General features: G+C 44.7%; 11 protein-coding genes. 6 read left to right on the top strand and 5 right to left on the bottom strand.

Annotation, left to right across the window (positions count from 1 at the left end):
* Position 1 precedes the first annotated feature (1 nt).
* Positions 2–976: a flippase-like domain-containing protein gene (locus tag K9J17_06130; protein MCF8276298.1), complete on the bottom strand. Its 975-nt coding sequence runs from the start codon at positions 974–976 to the stop codon at positions 2–4.
* 120 nt (positions 977–1,096) lie between these two features.
* Between K9J17_06130 and tatC the strand changes: the two genes are divergently transcribed.
* From tatC to lptB, 3 genes are read left to right on the top strand one after another with little or no spacing between them, the layout of a single operon-like run.
* A complete protein-coding gene (tatC, locus tag K9J17_06125) occupies positions 1,097–1,894 on the top strand; it encodes a twin-arginine translocase subunit TatC (GenBank protein MCF8276297.1) in 798 nt (265 codons plus the stop codon).
* Between the two features lie 27 nt (positions 1,895–1,921).
* On the top strand, positions 1,922–4,525 hold the full coding sequence (locus K9J17_06120; protein ID MCF8276296.1) for a DUF5686 and carboxypeptidase regulatory-like domain-containing protein: 2,604 nt from the start codon (positions 1,922–1,924) through the stop codon (positions 4,523–4,525).
* Positions 4,525–5,247 carry an LPS export ABC transporter ATP-binding protein gene (lptB, locus tag K9J17_06115; protein MCF8276295.1) on the top strand — a complete coding sequence of 241 codons (723 nt, stop codon included), beginning with the start codon at positions 4,525–4,527 and terminating at the stop codon, positions 5,245–5,247. Before K9J17_06120 ends, lptB begins: the two co-directional genes overlap by 1 nt.
* Before the next feature lie 2 nt (positions 5,248–5,249).
* Here lptB and K9J17_06110 read toward each other — a convergent pair whose 3' ends face one another.
* Genes K9J17_06110 through pssA form a run of 3 tightly spaced genes read right to left on the bottom strand, consistent with a single transcriptional unit; the run spans position 5,250 to position 7,783 of the window.
* The gene (locus K9J17_06110; GenBank protein MCF8276294.1) at positions 5,250–6,815 is read right to left on the bottom strand and encodes a glycosyltransferase family 39 protein; all 1,566 of its coding nucleotides are present in this window, start codon (positions 6,813–6,815) and stop codon (positions 5,250–5,252) included.
* Positions 6,796–7,047 carry a phosphoribosylformylglycinamidine synthase subunit PurS gene (gene purS, locus K9J17_06105; GenBank protein ID MCF8276293.1) on the bottom strand — a complete coding sequence of 84 codons (252 nt, stop codon included), beginning with the start codon at positions 7,045–7,047 and terminating at the stop codon, positions 6,796–6,798. The genes K9J17_06110 and purS overlap by 20 nt, the downstream gene beginning before the upstream one ends.
* A complete protein-coding gene (pssA, locus tag K9J17_06100) occupies positions 7,031–7,783 on the bottom strand; it encodes a CDP-diacylglycerol--serine O-phosphatidyltransferase (GenBank protein MCF8276292.1) in 753 nt (250 codons plus the stop codon). The genes purS and pssA overlap by 17 nt, the downstream gene beginning before the upstream one ends.
* 109 nt (positions 7,784–7,892) lie before the next feature.
* On the opposite strand from pssA, the gene K9J17_06095 reads away from it, so the two are divergent.
* Positions 7,893–8,849: a tetratricopeptide repeat protein gene (locus K9J17_06095; GenBank protein ID MCF8276291.1), complete on the top strand. Its 957-nt coding sequence runs from the start codon at positions 7,893–7,895 to the stop codon at positions 8,847–8,849.
* A 7-nt stretch (positions 8,850–8,856) separates the two neighbouring features.
* Here the strand turns inward: K9J17_06095 and K9J17_06090 are convergent, their stop codons facing one another.
* On the bottom strand, positions 8,857–9,987 hold the full coding sequence (locus K9J17_06090; GenBank protein MCF8276290.1) for an acyltransferase: 1,131 nt from the start codon (positions 9,985–9,987) through the stop codon (positions 8,857–8,859).
* 158 nt (positions 9,988–10,145) lie between these two features.
* Between K9J17_06090 and K9J17_06085 the strand changes: the two genes are divergently transcribed.
* Both K9J17_06085 and K9J17_06080 read left to right on the top strand, forming a co-directional pair.
* Positions 10,146–11,258 carry a hypothetical protein gene (locus tag K9J17_06085; protein ID MCF8276289.1) on the top strand — a complete coding sequence of 371 codons (1,113 nt, stop codon included), beginning with the start codon at positions 10,146–10,148 and terminating at the stop codon, positions 11,256–11,258.
* The gene (locus tag K9J17_06080; protein MCF8276288.1) at positions 11,255–16,297 is read left to right on the top strand and encodes a hypothetical protein; all 5,043 of its coding nucleotides are present in this window, start codon (positions 11,255–11,257) and stop codon (positions 16,295–16,297) included. The genes K9J17_06085 and K9J17_06080 overlap by 4 nt, the downstream gene beginning before the upstream one ends.
* Positions 16,298–16,301 lie beyond the last annotated feature (4 nt).

Raw genomic sequence — 16,301 nt, 5'->3', positions numbered from 1 at the left:
TTCACTCTCTCTTGATTCTATCAATAAGCCCACTCAAACTTGGCGAGCCGAAATAATGAAGATTCGAATATAGTGCCGGCAGTCCAATTGTGGCCGACCAAAAAACGGAGATCAATCGAGTGATTACGCCTATCAGAAGTCCATCTTCCAATTGAAATCCTGCCGCAGCGAATACAACACCGATCATCACTTCTTGGACTCCAAGGTTTCCTGGTAGAAATCGTATCAGAAGAATGATGCGCAGAACGAGCACGACAAGTAGAACAGCGGGAAATGAACTCTGTATGTCAATGACTTGAGCCGTTTTCCAGAACCAGAATGCTTGAATCAATGTCGAGATCAATGTTGTGGTCGCAAGTCCGATAAACAATTTTCCGTTTTTGATCTGTTCTCCCAATTGAACGCGAACATTGATAAGAAAATTGACGAGACGTGTTGCAAATCCACTTCCTGATTTACCTGTAGATGGTAGAAAATTGATTCCAACGATAAACCCGGTTAACGCTAAACCCATGCCCCAAATGGCAATTTTCAGTTCGGTCGAATCGACTGGAATGAGGTAGATAAGCGCGAGACCCAGAATGATGGTCAGTATAAGGCTGTTCAAGAAAACCATCATGCCTAAAGAAAAACCTTTGCTCAGGTCTAGACCATACTTGTGCTTTGAATAGAATACCTGAAAAAGCATTCCACCTTTCACGGGCATCAAGTACAAGAAAAGGTGCATCATCAGTGGTAGTACAAGGATTTCACTTCGTTTCAATATGAGGTGATAATGCAGTTTAAACCCAACCCACATGATCAGCCCGAACGAGATGTGAAATAGCAAACCAACTCCGAACAATTGTAGAACCTGTGGTATTGAAGCATGTTGCATCAGCAAACTGAGTTCAACATCCTTAAACGTGAATGCTGCAACTGCAAAGAATAGCGCAGCTGCTATGGCGAAGACCGATATGGAAACTAGTTTGTTCAATCTGTTGGCAACCTTGCGCAAATTACCAAGATCATGGTCGAAAATTACAGCAATGGGGCATTACCTTTGCGCCACATGACCAAGGAGCTTCCAGAAGACGAGTTGATTGAAGAAGGCGAGATGTCCTTTTTGGAGCATCTCGAAGTTTTGCGTTGGCACTTGGTGCGTTCGGTTGCTGCGGTTTTTGTTTTTGCAATCGTTGCTTTCATTGCAAAAGAGTTTGTGTTCGATACCGTTCTGCTCGGACCAAAACACGGTGATTTTTGGACTTATCGAATGCTTTGTAAGTTGTCCGATAAGTTTGGACTCTCAGACCTGTTGTGTATTACCGATATCCCGTTCAGTTTGATCAACATCTCAATGGCTGGGCAGTTCAGTACACATATTGTGGTTTCCATTATTGCAGGTTTTGTGATCGCGTTCCCTTATGTGGTCTTCGAGATCTGGCGGTTTGTGAAACCCGGTCTGCACCGCACAGAGCGCAAATATGCCCGTGGAATGGTTTTCTATGTTTCCTTTCTTTTCATCATAGGAGTGTTGTTCGGATATTATCTGATTGCTCCGCTTTCGGTCAACTTCTTGGGCAGCTATCATGTTAGCGATATGGTCGTGAATCAGATCGATCTGAACAGTTATTTCTCTACCATCGCTACATTGGTTTTGGCAAGTGGAGTTGTTTTCGAACTTCCTGTGCTGATCTATTTTCTGACCAAGATCGGTTTTGTAACGCCATCATCGCTACGGCAATATCGTAAGCATGCGGTCGTTGGTACGCTTATTCTTGCAGCGGTCATAACTCCGCCTGATGTTTCTAGTCAAATACTCGTATTTTTCCCACTTATGTTATTATACGAATTGAGCATTTGGGTTTCTGCGTTGGTAGTGAGAGGAGAGAACAAGGCAAACACCGATAGTTGAATTTAGATTGAGAGCGCGGCCAACCTTATGACCAATTTCCGATATTACCTATTAGCGCTTTCTGTCCTGTTTTCCACAGTCGTTTTCGCGCAGGAGAAAACCAAGGTGAAAGGAACCATTACCGATGCACAAACCGGTGAGCCATTGCCTTTTGTAAATGTGGCTTTTGTGGGGAAAAGCGTGGGAACCACCACGGATTTCAACGGCAAGTATCAGATGGACACCAAATGGGGTTCAGATAAAGTTCAGGCTTCTTTCATGGGCTACGAGATGATGGAGAAAGCTGTGGTTCAGGGGCAATCCAACACCATCGATTTTGCCTTAGAACCTAAACAGATCAAGCTCGATGAGGTGGTTGTTCAAGCCAAAGGCCGCTATAAGAACAAGGAAAATCCAGCAGTTGCCTTGATTCAAAAGGTGGTTGATAATCGCGACAAGAACAGAAAAGAAGGTTTCGATTTCTATCAATACGATAAGTACGAGAAGATGCAACTCGACATCAACAACATCACAGAGGAATTCATGAACCGAAAGGCCTTCAAGAAATTCGCTTTCATGTGGGAATATGTTGATACTTCTACCGTAAACGGAAAGCCTTACTTGCCACTCTACCTCACCGAAACCAAATCGAAGGTTTATTTGAAGAAGGAGCCCAAGGCTGAAAAAGAGATCACCTACGGATTGAAAACCGTTGGTTTCGAAGATTTCATGGATGCGGAAGGGATAGATTATTTCATGGAAAAGATCTATCAGGACATTGATATTTATGACAATACCATTGTAATGATGGAGAAGCAATTCAAAAGCCCCATCGCCAATATTGCTCCTATTTCTTACAAGTATTTCATTCTCGATACGGTAGATGTGAGTGGAATGCAATGCGTACAACTTGCTTTCCAACCACGGAACAGTGCCGATCTGGCCTTCCGTGGCGATCTATGGATTGCGCTCGACTCATCTTACGCTGTGAAAAAAGTGCAGATGTCAATTACGCGAAGCGCCAACATCAACTTCGTTAGTGCATTGGAAATTCTTCAGGAATTCGATTATTCGCCAGAATTGAATTGGCATTTGGTCAAAGATCAAATGACCATCGATTACAATCTCCTCACAAATAACATGGGTATGTACGGTAAGAAGACCGTTACCTACAAGGATATTATTGTCAACCAACCCGCGCCCGATTCGGTTTGGGCAAATCCTGCTAGATACGTTGTGGTGGAAGATGCCAAGCAGAAAGGAGAAGAATTTTGGGATACTGAACGTCATGAGGATCTGAATAAGAACGAGCAGGGCGTTTACGATATGACCAAGGAAATGAAGGAATTGCCCGCCTTCAAGCGTGCCATGAACATCTTGTTCCTGCTCATTTCTGGATATTATGAGGTTGGTCCGGTAGATATTGGTCCACTCTACAACGCGGTGAGTTTGAACTCGGTTGAGCATTGGCGATTCAGATTGAGCGTGAAAACCAACAAGAAATTCAGCGAGCACTGGCATCTTCAAACCTATGTTGCCTATGGTTTGGATGATCGCAAAGACAAACGACTGAAAGGTGGTGGAGGTGTAACGTACCTGTTCAAACAGCGCCCGTACCATCAGATCACAGCCGAGTTTCAGCGCGACATCCAAATGCCTGGTCAAGCGTTGCTGTTGGCCAGCGATGACAATATTTTCCTTTCGTTCCGTAGAGGTATTGCCAACCTGATGATCTATTACGATTCGTATCGACTCAATTACCTGAAGGAGTGGAATTTCGGTCTTGGTGTTGGGTTAAATCTCGAACACAGAAGGAGGGAAGTGGCTGGAGCTTTGACCTTCGACCCGATTGATGCGACCATTCCTGATCCGAAGCAAGTAGTTACAAACGAGGTTGGCATTTCTTTACGATATGCACCCAACGTAAAGTATTATGAAGGCCGCTCGTCTCGTGTGCCAATGCTTAATAAATACCCGATCATCGACTTCAATTATACCTATGCAATTCCAGGTTTGCTAGGGTCACAATACGAGTATCACAAGTTCGGACTCCGTATTTTCAAACGGTTTTATATGAGTCCGCTTGGTTTTGCCGACACACAATGGGAAGCGGGCTACATGCTTGGCAGCATACCTTTTCCACTGCTTTTCATACATCGTGGCAATCAGACCTTCTTTCACGATCCCAACACATTTAACATGATGAATTGGTTCGAATTCGTGAGCGACAAGTACATCTCAATAGATTATTACCATCATTTCAATGGCTTCTTTTTCAATAAGATTCCATTCATGAAAAAGTTGAAATGGCGTCTCACAAGTGGAGTGAAAGCCGTTTGGGGTGGCGTTTCAGTAGCAAATACGCCTGGACTTACTACCGATAATAGCATCTTCAATTTTCCAAGTCGAGAGATACAGGACAAGAAGGGAAATCCGATTCTCGATCAGTATGGAGAAAAGCAATATCAGCAGGTGACTTATACGCTTGAAAAAATGCCTTATGTAGAGGCAAGTGTTGGTATAGAGAATATTTTCAAGGTGATAAGCGTTGACCTCGTTAAACGATTCACGTATCTCGATAATCCTAATGTGTCTACGCTGGGTTCAGCACGTGGTTGGGGTTTCCGAGTAAGGGCTGGAATCCGATTCTAATGAAACTACGGGCCGAGAACATCAAGAAGAAGTATGGCAGCCGAGTGGTTGTAAAGGGTGTTTCCATTGAAGTAAGTCAAGGCGAAATTGTTGGACTTCTTGGTCCGAACGGAGCAGGTAAGACCACGTCTTTCTATATGATAGTTGGCTTGATCAGACCGAACGAAGGTGCCATTTACCTCGATGATAAGGACATTACATCCTTGCCTATGTATAAGCGAGCTCAGCTCGGTATTGGTTACTTGCCGCAAGAAGCGTCTGTGTTCCGAAAGCTTACTGTGGAAGACAATATTCTGGCAGTTCTCGAGATGATTGGGGTTTCGAAAGAAGAACAGCACCGAAAACTTGAATCGCTACTGGATGAATTCGGTCTTCAGCATGTTCGCACGAACCGTGGCGACCTGCTTTCTGGAGGCGAGCGCAGACGGACAGAAATTGCTCGTTGCTTGGCTGTCAATCCTCACTTTATTCTGCTAGATGAACCCTTTGCTGGAGTAGATCCGATTGCGGTGGAAGATATCCAAGAGATTGTGGCGAAACTCAAAAAGAAGAACATCGGCATCCTAATAACCGATCACAACGTTCACGAAACGCTTCGCATCACCGACCGCGCCTACCTGCTTTTTGAAGGTGATATTCTGAAAGCGGGTTCAGCCGAAGATCTTGCCAACGATGAGCAGGTTCGAAGAGTTTATTTGGGGCAGAATTTTGTGCTGAGATAGCTTTACTTTCTCTTGTAAACCCACGAGCGGAAATCTCCGTGACGGCTTTCGAATGTCATTTCGAAGTCTTGGTCGGTTTTTACTGCTTCCAACTCAGCATTCGTTTCAAAGCTTAATAGCATAACGTTATCCACGTCATCAGGAATTGAACTCAATAAACAGCGAGGCTTAAAGTTTTCTACCACATAGCCTTGTACTGGATGGCCAAGAGCTTCTTGAACCAAAAAGCTGCCAACGATACATTCTTCAAAAAGCCCGTTTTCTCTCAAATAGCCGATGCCATCTTGTAAGACCATGATCTGATCTACATATTTCAAATTGTTGCTGGTACTCATGCGAGCATCTGCCTTATTGGCCAAGTGATAGAACATCAATCCAAGGCAAAGCATAAGAACGTGAAAAAGCCATTTCGAACGTTTCAGTACTAAATGTGCTACCAACACCAGACTCAACAGTACCAACGGAAGCAGGTAAAGTAGATATCGCCCAATTACAAAATGGGTGGAGGTGAACAGCAGCATCACCGTACAGATCAGTCCTGTGTAGGGAAGAAAGAGGTGGTTTTTTGTGCCTTGTTTGAAAAGAAACACGCCTGTCCAAATCAAGGATATGGCAATAATTACCGGAAAAACGTAATAGTAATACCATCCGGGAAGCCAACTGTCCAATCCTGTCATGGTGGCCAAAGTCAACAAACAGAATAGGAAAAGTATACGCAGTAGTTTAGGTCCGTCAACCCATGCAAATACCGCTGAAGCTAATACCGTACTAATGATAATGGGCCGTTGTTGTTCCAGAAAAACGGAACTATACACAAGTCCACGTTTCCACTCCCAAACGGAAGGCTCTAGTTCAAACATATTTACGTGCTCTGGAAACATGAACCAGCCGAATTGCAGGTATTGCACACCGAAATAAACCGCAGCCAATCCAACGGGAATACCTACCGATACGAATTCCCAAATTCGTTTGCGCGTTAAAGTGCGTTCCCGCAAGAAGTCTACAAGTTCCAAAATGCCGATTACGGCAATCACCAAGATTCCGGTTTCCTTAGTAAGGAGCAAAGCTGAAGCACTTGCTATGTACCACCACGGTTTTCGCTTCAGATAGAATAGAATGGTAAGTGTGGCAAAGAGTGCCAATTGGACCTCTGGAAGTAGAAATCCAGATTGCTGGATCAGAATTGGTTGTAGAGCAAGAAGCGCGGCAGCCCAAAAGCCAACCTGTTCATTAGCAAGTGAACTTCCTAGTTTGTAGATCGTCCAAAGGAGCAATACAGATTGAAAGAGCGGAAAAAGATGCACTACCGTGAAACTTGTTCCGAAAATCGTCATCCAGCAAACGGCCAAGAAATGAAACAAGATAGGATGGCCTCGAGATAGCTCTGGTGCTATCGAATCGGGAGAAAGGCTTGGGCCATTCTCATACATGTCGAAAACAGCCGGGGCATAAACCCAAGCTTCATCCCAGAAATACGGAAGATTAAGATATGGTATCTTGATCAGAACAAAGAAGATCCCGATCAGCGCAACAGCTAAATCCCAAAGGCTAAGCTTCCGAAAGCTCAAATTCAAAGCTTTCCATGATCTGATTGGCCAATAGTTCCTTGCAGGCTTTTTCCACTTTCAATTTGGCCGAAGCTTCATTGTCAGCTTCCACTTCTAATGAAATGTGTTTTCCGATGCGAACGTTCCCAACCTCAGGCAGACCAAGATTTTTCATACTTGAACTCACTGCTTTTCCCTGTGGATCCAGTAGTTCTTTTTTAGGCATTACATCAATCTCAGCTCTGAACTTCATCTTTAGAAAAAAATAGGTTGTCAATAATGGAAACAATCACGTACAAAGATAGGATGATAGGGATGGCAACTGGTCGCAGAATTATCAACAGAACCAGCGAAATTATCAAGAAACCATAACGCATTCTGTTGCCTTTCCATCCAAAGTGTTTGAATTTCATGGCCATAAGTGGAATGTCAGACACCATCAATGCCGATAGTCCGATGGATGATCCGATAATGAACCATTTGTCTACGATCACTTGGCTTGGGTTCCACCATAAATGAAATGGCATGTATTCAATCATCAACGGAATGGAAATGACCCACATGGCACTGGCAGGTGTTGGCAACCCACGAAAACTATCTGTCTGTCGTGTGTCTATGTTGAACTTGGCCAATCGAAGAGCCGAAAACACGGGAATCGCAAAAGGAACTATCAACATCGGATGTTCAACAAAACTCGTAAGTTCAGTAAACATCCAACCGGTACTCTCTTCCAAATAACTCAATAACATCAGACCAGGAACAACTCCGAATGTCACCATATCGGCAAGCGAATCCAATTCCTTTCCAATAGGAGAAGAAACCTTCAGTAGTCGTGCTGCGAAACCATCAAAAAAGTCGAACACTGCAGCAGCTATAACCAAAAAAGCAGCAAGCAACGGATTGCCTGATACAACACAGATGATGGCGATGCAGCCACAAAGCAGATTCAGGCTGGTAAGGAAGTTCGGAATATGCTTTATCGGATTCATTTGCCGAAGGTAGCAAAGCCCTTTTTATCCGATTCAGGACAATTGCTTGATTAGCCCATAAATGCTGAAACTTTTTCATCTCTTTCTACATAAAACCAATCAATCAGGAATGGAACGAGATATTATTGAGTTGGAAAAATCCCTCGGGGAACCGTTGGGTGATAGCGCGCGATTGGAAACATTGCTTCGGCTAGTGGAATTGCTGAAGGATGATGATTACGTGGAGGGATGGAAGCGCGCGAATGAAGCGCTAGAACTTGCAACTATGCTGAAGGACAGATATTCCATGGCAAGTGCGCGCGAAAGCATGGCCAATATGCTATGGAAATTGGCCGAATTCTCTAGCAGTATTGAGAATTTTGAACGGGCTTTAGATAAATATCTTGGTCTTGGAGATCTATATGGTGCGGCTCGTTGCTATTGCGGAATGGGCATCATTTCGGGTACCATGGAAGAATATCGGATTGCGCTTGAGTATTTTGATGAGGGGCTTTCGGCTGCCAGACGTGCAGACAAACAGCATTTCGCTGCTACCATCACTGGAAATATCGGTCATATCTACTTTAAACTGGGTAGATATGACGAGGCCATGGAATGCTTTGAGCACGCACTCGATTTTTACAAGGAGATCAACCAAAATCAAGGAGCTGCAAACATGTTGGGCGGCATGGCCGGAGTTTACGTGTATCAGGGTCAGTATGATAAAGGATTGGAACTGGTGCGTAGAGCGCTTGAGTTGCATAAACGAGAACAACACAAACGGGGAATTTCCACTTCTCTGATGAATATTGGAGTGACCTTGCACCGAATGGGAAAGCTCGAAAAAGCAAAAGTGGAACTTAAAAGTGCGCTCAACTATTCAAGGTCAATCGGCTTGAAATTCTCTGAGTACGAAATTCTCAAATGTTTGAGCCAAGTTTGTCATGATCTGGGAGAAGACAACGAGGGTAATGAATACCTGCAGCGCTACATGGATGGTCAGAAAGAAGAACAACAGCTATCGGTTCAACGCAAAAACGAACAGTTTCGTCAGCGTCAGTTGATCAAGGAATTTCAACGAAAATAAAGAGCTGCTACTTGGTGTAGAAGTAGCGTTTCATTCCTAGAATTGGAAGCTCGAAATAATGCCAGCTCAATGCGGCAAAAGGGGCAATGGCAACGAAAGCGAACAGCGGTTTCATCATCAGAAAAGCCCACACATCATTATTAAGGTCTAGCCATAGTAGAATTCGGTTTGCCACCAGCAAACCGATTTCATGAAAACAGAACAGGCCGTAACTAATGGTGCCCAAATAGCTCAAGGTTTTTAGCTTCCCAAACTTGAAAAAACTGTTTTCGCAGAAATTCTGTTCAAAAATGAAGAACGATAGTAAGACTGCATAGAACAGCTTTTCTGTAATAAGACTGATGGTTCCTGAAAGCCAAATGCCATCAAATAAAAAGTGATAGAACAGAAGCGAAAGGACGAAAAGAGCATAGATGGAAATGATGACAGTTCGATTCAATGACCGTAAGCTTTCAAATCCGCAATTACGATTGAATGATATGAAAGCGAAAAAGGCTCCAAGGCAGATGTCGCCCAGAAGGAATAGCGTGTGAAACCACAGATTCACATCTGTTCCGAATAAACGGACAGTTGTGCTAATGAAAATGGTGAGCATCAAAGCAAACAGCCACTTTTCATTTTTGCGAAAAACGATGAGCAGAAAGGGCCAGAAAATGTAAAACTGTTCTTCCACCGAGACACTCCAAAGCACACTGATAATGGGGGAATGAGTCCAACCGTGTTCAATCAGAAAGAAATTGCCAACGAAAAGGATGAAATACCACGGGTTTCCAATTTCCTTGTAAGGTTCTCCTATCAACTCCATTCCTAGAGGGATAAGCACGAACCCGATGAAAAGAACGAGGAAGTAAAGCGGCCAGATCCGAAGCGCACGTCTTATATAGTAAAGCCATGGTTTGAAAGTGCCCGCTTGGTGTCGTTCTTCCAAAATAACCCATGTGTTGATGTAGCTCGACAGCACAAAAGCAAAGCTAAATCCGGTTTTTCCGAAAATATAAACGTAGTTTTTTACCCAACCATATGCCCCTGAATCACGTATTACGCTACTGTCCGTGTCAAGCGCATGTCCAAGGAAAATGAACAGAAACGCAATGAACCGAAGTGCATCAAGGTTTTTGAAGAATACTTTCTGTCCCATTGGCGGCCTCTAAAATGGGCACATTTTTACAACTTCAAACCGATGTCGTTAAAACCTAAGAACTACTTTCGACACAATTTTCAGAAAGGTATTCCGTTAGCGGTGTCGGCAACCATTTGGAATGCCATTTTTGATAACTTTAATTCCTCATTGCACACATGACGAGATCCCTCCAAGTCTCCCTTCTTTTTTCACTCTTTTTCATGGCTGTTGGTAGCGCTTTTGCTCAGGCACCTAAATACAGCAACGAGTTCCTCGCAATCGGAGTAGGAGCCCGAGGCATGGGAATGGCAAACAGCATGATTGCTAGCGTTAACGATGTCACGGGTGGATATTGGAACCCAGCAGCCTTGCCATTGGCCGAGCAGAAATGGCAAGTGTCGTTGATGCACTCCGAATATTTTGCAGGCATTGCCAAATACGATTATGCGGCTGTTTCTGCACCTATCGTGGATGAGAACACGCAAGCAGCCTTCAGTTTTATCCGTTTTGGTGTTGATGATATTCCTAATACAACCCAGTTGTTGGATGATGAAGGAAATATCAATTACGATAAGGTCACGTCATTCACCGCGGCAGATTACGCCTTTCTTATCAGTATTGGCCGAAGAAGCACCAAGATTCCGGGGCTCCGCTATGGCGGAACGGTAAAAGTTGTCTACCGTCACGTGGGGAAATTTGCCCATTCGTGGGGTTTCGGATTGGATGGTGGCGTGCAATACGATCGCGGAAAATGGAAATTCGGTCTGATGGCGCGAGACGTAACCTCAACGTTCAATGCTTGGAATTTCACGCTAGATGATAAGACCAAGGAAGTTTGGCAACAGACAGGTAACGAAATCCCGAAAAATTCGCTGGAGGTAACTCTTCCGAAGTTGATTCTTGCAGCAGGACGCAGATTCAATATTTACAAGAAATTCGGTCTTTACACAGAGTTTGATTTCGATTTCACTTTTGACGGAAAAAGATCCGTGCTCATAAAAGGCGACCCAATAAGCATTGAACCACATTGGGGAATGGAAATGTTCTACTCCGATTTTGTTTTTGTAAGGTTTGGCGTGACCAACATTCAGGATTACACCAACGATACGGGCGATAAAGTTTGGACATGGCAGCCCAACGTTGGTATTGGTGTTCGTATAAAAGATTTCTACATTGATTACGCACTGACCGATGTAGGTAATCAGTCGGTAGCGTTGTTCAGTAACGTGTTTTCCTTGCGAGCTGACATTCACAAGGATATGTTTAAGAAGAAACCGAAGGCTGAATGAGAAAACTTTTACTGATTGCCTTTTTGCTTCAGTCCGTATTTGCCCTTTCACAACCTTATGGTAATGAATGGGTGAATGCTTCTCAACCTCATTTCAAGTTTAAAATTTATCAAGAAGGCGTTTACCGCATCAGCTTCCAAGCGCTGAATGATGCCTTAGCGGCTCAAGGCATCAGTTTGAGTAATATCGACCCAAGGAATCTTCAGGTTTTTGCCCGTGGCGAACAACAGTTCATTTATGTAGAGGGAGAATCGGATGGCGTGTTCGATCCAACCGATTTCGTTGAATTCTACGCTCGAAAGAATGATGGTGTTTTTGATACCGATGTGTATTTCGACAATCCATTGAATAACGCCAATCCGTACCACAGTTTATTCAACGATACCATTTGGTACTTCATTACATGGAATAATTTGTTGACGAATGCCCGAATGACAACTGAATCGGATGTCAATTTCAGTGCTTACACAGCATCGCAATACATTTTACGGGACGAGATAGACGAGCTGCACGACACGTATTACTATGGATTGACCTACGCGCAGACAAGCAGCACCAGTCCGTTGTACACAGGTGGCGAAGGATTTTACGGTTACTACTTTGATGCAGGTTGGACAGATAGTTTCTGGAATTTGGCCACACCTTATAGATATGCTACTGGGCCAGATGCTGAAGTGGAGGTTAGCATTGTAGGTCAGTCATCCGATAATAAGAACCTACGGATAGTTGGACCATCCATCAACTTCGATACAGTGATGGTCGGTTATAATGCCTACCGATACAATTTTACAGTGCCGACTTCTTCGCTTGGCGCCAACACATCCAATTTCACGTTCTCAATGAACAATACACCGGCCAACTTCGCCTATCGGGCAACGGTGGCTTATGTGAAAGTTCGCTATCCGCAAACTCCCAATGTTGGCAATGGACAAACGGCCAGTTTCATTGTGGATGATAATCCGAGTTATCCAACGCAGGCAAAAAGTCGTATTCAGTTGAGTGGATTTTCGCAGGCCAATCCACGCTTGTACGATCTTACAAATCACAGACGCATCGATGTTGGCGGTACATCTGGCAATTATCAATTTTTGATTCCTGATAATGGTTCGCTCAAGCAATGCTATCTTACCAACGAAGCACTGATCGTATCAAATGCCATTACCGAAATTGAACCTGCTGGATCCAATGGTTCGGTCTTTTTTACCGATTTCAATGCCCTAGATCCAAATACAGATTACTTCGCCATTGGGCATCCTTCCTTTTATTCTGAAGTGCAGCAATATGCGGCTTACAGGAATATTTCAGGTCACACGGCCATTGGAATTGATGTGAACGAACTTTACGCTCAATTCGGTTGGGGAATCGAAAAACACCCGCTAGCCATTCGCAAATTTGCCGATTGGGCCTTGGCAAACCTCAGCGCTCCGAAGCATATTTTCCTCGTAGGAAAGGCGGTAAATGCTGTTTCCTCACGAACAAATCCAGCGCTTTTTTCACAGATACTCGTGCCTTCTTTCGGTTATCCACCAAGCGATAATATGTTGACTTCATTTCTTGGTACAGGAACGTATTTGGAAGAAACCGGAATTCCAGTTGGACGTTTGGCTGCCAAAACCCCACAGCAGGTTTCAGATTATATGGATAAGGTTCAGGAATTTGAAGCCTTGGACAATGCCTTTTGGATGAAGAAGATCCTTCATTTTTCTGGTGGAACAGCTGGAACCGAATTATTGCAGATTCGTGCATTCATGGATTCGTATAAGTACATCATTGAAGACACACTCTTTGGTGGAAGCGTTCAGACTTTTCAAAAAACAAGTTCGCAGCCCTTCCAAATTACGCAGGTCGATTCCATTACGCAGCTGATAAACAATGGCGTTCAGCTCATCAATTTCTTTGGTCACGGTTCAGCTGTTGGATTCGATGTCAGCATCGATCATCCATCCCTGTTCGGAAACGACAATGGAAAATATCCAGTGATGATGGCCAACTCGTGCTATGCTGGAGACATTCATCAACCTGCAAGTGTGCCAACTTCCATTTCGGAAGAATGGGTGTTGGAGCCACAGGGAGGAGCTTTGGCGTTTTTGGCCACCATCGGACCAGGCAGCAAGTTCTACCTCAATAGTTACTGCACCAATTTCTATCATAGCCTGAGCCATTTAGAATATGCTAATACGATCGGCTGGCAGGTGAAACGCACGATAAAAGAAAATGCGCAGCCATTCAACGACATAACCAAGATTCATGATCTCGAATACACGCTGCATGGCGACCCGGCCATCAATATTTCTGATAGGCCATTGCCCGATCTGATGGTGGATCAGCAGAGTGTGTGGTTTGAGCCCGAAGAGATCACCACCGAGATGCAGGAGTTTGAGATGAACATCAAGATCACCAACCTTGGTGCTGCCTTCACGGACACATTCGCCATTGAAATTGCGCGGCAATTACCAACTGGTGAAACCGATACGACCATCACTATTTTCCATCCGCCTGTTTATTATCTCGATACGGTAACGGTTTTCATTCCGATCGATCTGATTGATGGACTCGGCATCAACACGCTTTGCATTTCGCTCGATAATACGCAGCTGATCGAAGAACTTTTGGAAGTGAATAATGATGTGTGTGTGGATGTGAATGTGCTTTCGCCAGATATTGTTCCTATTTGGCCATACAAATTTGCAGTGATTCCCGATCAAGGACCAACACTGAAGTGTTCTACTGGTAATCCGTTTGCACCCGTCAAAACCTACAGAATAGAATTGGATACCACCGATCTATTCAATAGCCCGTTGATGCAATTCACCACCATCACGCAGGGTGGGGGAGTGGTAAATTGGACTCCTTCATTGCTTCAGAATATGCCAGATAGCACGGTCTATTTCTGGCGCGCCAGCATCGATTCGGCCACCTACGGTTACTACAAATGGCGCGAAAGTTCGTTTCAGTACATCATCGATAAGTATGGTTGGGGTCAAGCGCATTATTTCCAATACAAGGAAGATGTTCATGTGAATATGATCTACGATCGCCCACAACGAGATTGGGATTTTGTACAAACAGCCAAACAGTTCAAGATCAACAATTTCGGGAATCCGACCACCTTAGCTCAAGGCGAAGCCATCAACTTCTTCATAGATAACGGAAGAGAGGAATATTTAGGCTGTACGGGCGGAAACGTCTACACGCCACAGTTACTTACTGCCGTAATGGATGCTTGCACGCTGGCACCTTGGCAAACTCCAGGTAACGACCCGATAACTGGTGATTTCTACCCTGGAAACGGAGCTCAAGGACAGTTGGAGCCGTGCCGTACACGTCCCGAAAAATGGTACCAATGGGCTACGCCAAACAGTACTTCCATGAACAACATGGTCACCTTTTTGTCCACTACGGTTCCTGATAGCAACTATATTGGCATCGCCACTTGGCTCAATGTGAACTTGGCAGGATTGCCGGCAAACGTATTGCAAACGCTTCACGATCTGGGCGCCACCGCCATCGATACACTTTCAGGTGTGCCTTATGCCTTCTTCTGCAAGAAAGGTGATCCGTCAACAGCCATCGAGGTGTTCGGTAGCCAACTAAGCGATGTGATCAGCCTAACGGCCGAAATGAAAGGTTGCTACAACCAAGGCACCATCACCACCAAATACATTGGACCAACATCTCAATGGAAATCGCTGCATGTGCGATCTCATCCGAAAGAAACCCCTACGCTCGATAGCATTGCCATCAACGTGATTGGTGTGCGGCCAAGTGGGGCAGAAGAAGTGGTGATGAGCGGTATAGATGGCAACAGCACCGACATCTTAGACCTTTTCAACTCCATTGATGCCACTGAATTCCCACGATTGAAACTCAATGCCTACTGTCAGGACGATAGCTCAGCAAGCACGCCTCCGCAAATGGATCGTTGGCAAGTGCTGTTTGCTGGAGTTCCGGAGGCTGCACTCAATCCACACATTTCCTATTCTTTCGAAAGCGATACAATCAATGATGGCGACCTGCTCAAATTCCACGTGGCCATTGAGAATATCAGCGAGTTCGACATGGACAGTCTGCTGGTGCATTATTGGATAGAGGATGCGCAGGGAAATCGGAATTACATTCCTTACCCACGCCAAGCGCCCCTGCTTGTAGGAGACATTCTACTCGATACCATCGTCACCAACCCAATCCAATTTTTGGGCGGAAACGTCTTCTGGGTAGAGGTAAACCCCCGCAGACCAGACCAGCAATATGGCTATGATCAATTGGAGCAATACCATTTCAACAACTTGGCAAGCGTACAATTTGCGGTAAATGGAGATGGCATCAATCCGATTATGGATGTCACTTTCGATGGAATCCATATTCTCGATGGAGATATCGTTTCGGCCAAGCCATATGTGGTCATTGAGCTGGATGACGAAAGCCAATTCCGATTACTCAACGATACCTCCGATTTTCAGGTATTCCTCAAAATGCCCGACACCGAGTCGCTCAAGCGTATCTGGTTCAAGAATTTCACCAACATGCAATTTTATCCAGGACAGGCACCCGACAATAAGGCACGCATCGAATGGCCTGCCGAGTTTGCGGTAGATGGTGTGTACGAACTTTGGGTGCAGGGCTACGACCAGTCGAACAATGCGGCTGGTGATCAGTATTACCGAATCAGTTTCGAGGTGATCAACGAAGCAACGGTATCCAACGTGCTCAATTACCCTAATCCGTTCTCGACCTCAACACAATTCGTGTTTACACTTACAGGTTCACAACAGCCAGATTATTTCAAGATCCAGATCATGACAATTACAGGCAAAGTGGTCAGAGAAATTACGATGGACGATCTTGGGCAGATGAACATTGGCCGAAACGTGACCCAATATGCATGGGACGGGAAAGACACCTACGGAGACCAACTCGCCAATGGTGTTTACCTCTACCGTATGGTGGCACGCCTCCAAGGCGATTACATCAAACACCGCGATAGTGGTGCCGATAAATGGATTGAAAGCGGCTTTGGCAAGATGATGTTGATCAGGTGATGTA

It is taken from the genome of Flavobacteriales bacterium, from assembly GCA_021739695.1.
Taxonomy (GTDB): domain Bacteria; phylum Bacteroidota; class Bacteroidia; order UBA10329; family UBA10329; genus UBA10329.
This window is presented reverse-complemented; position numbering and strand designations above follow the sequence as displayed.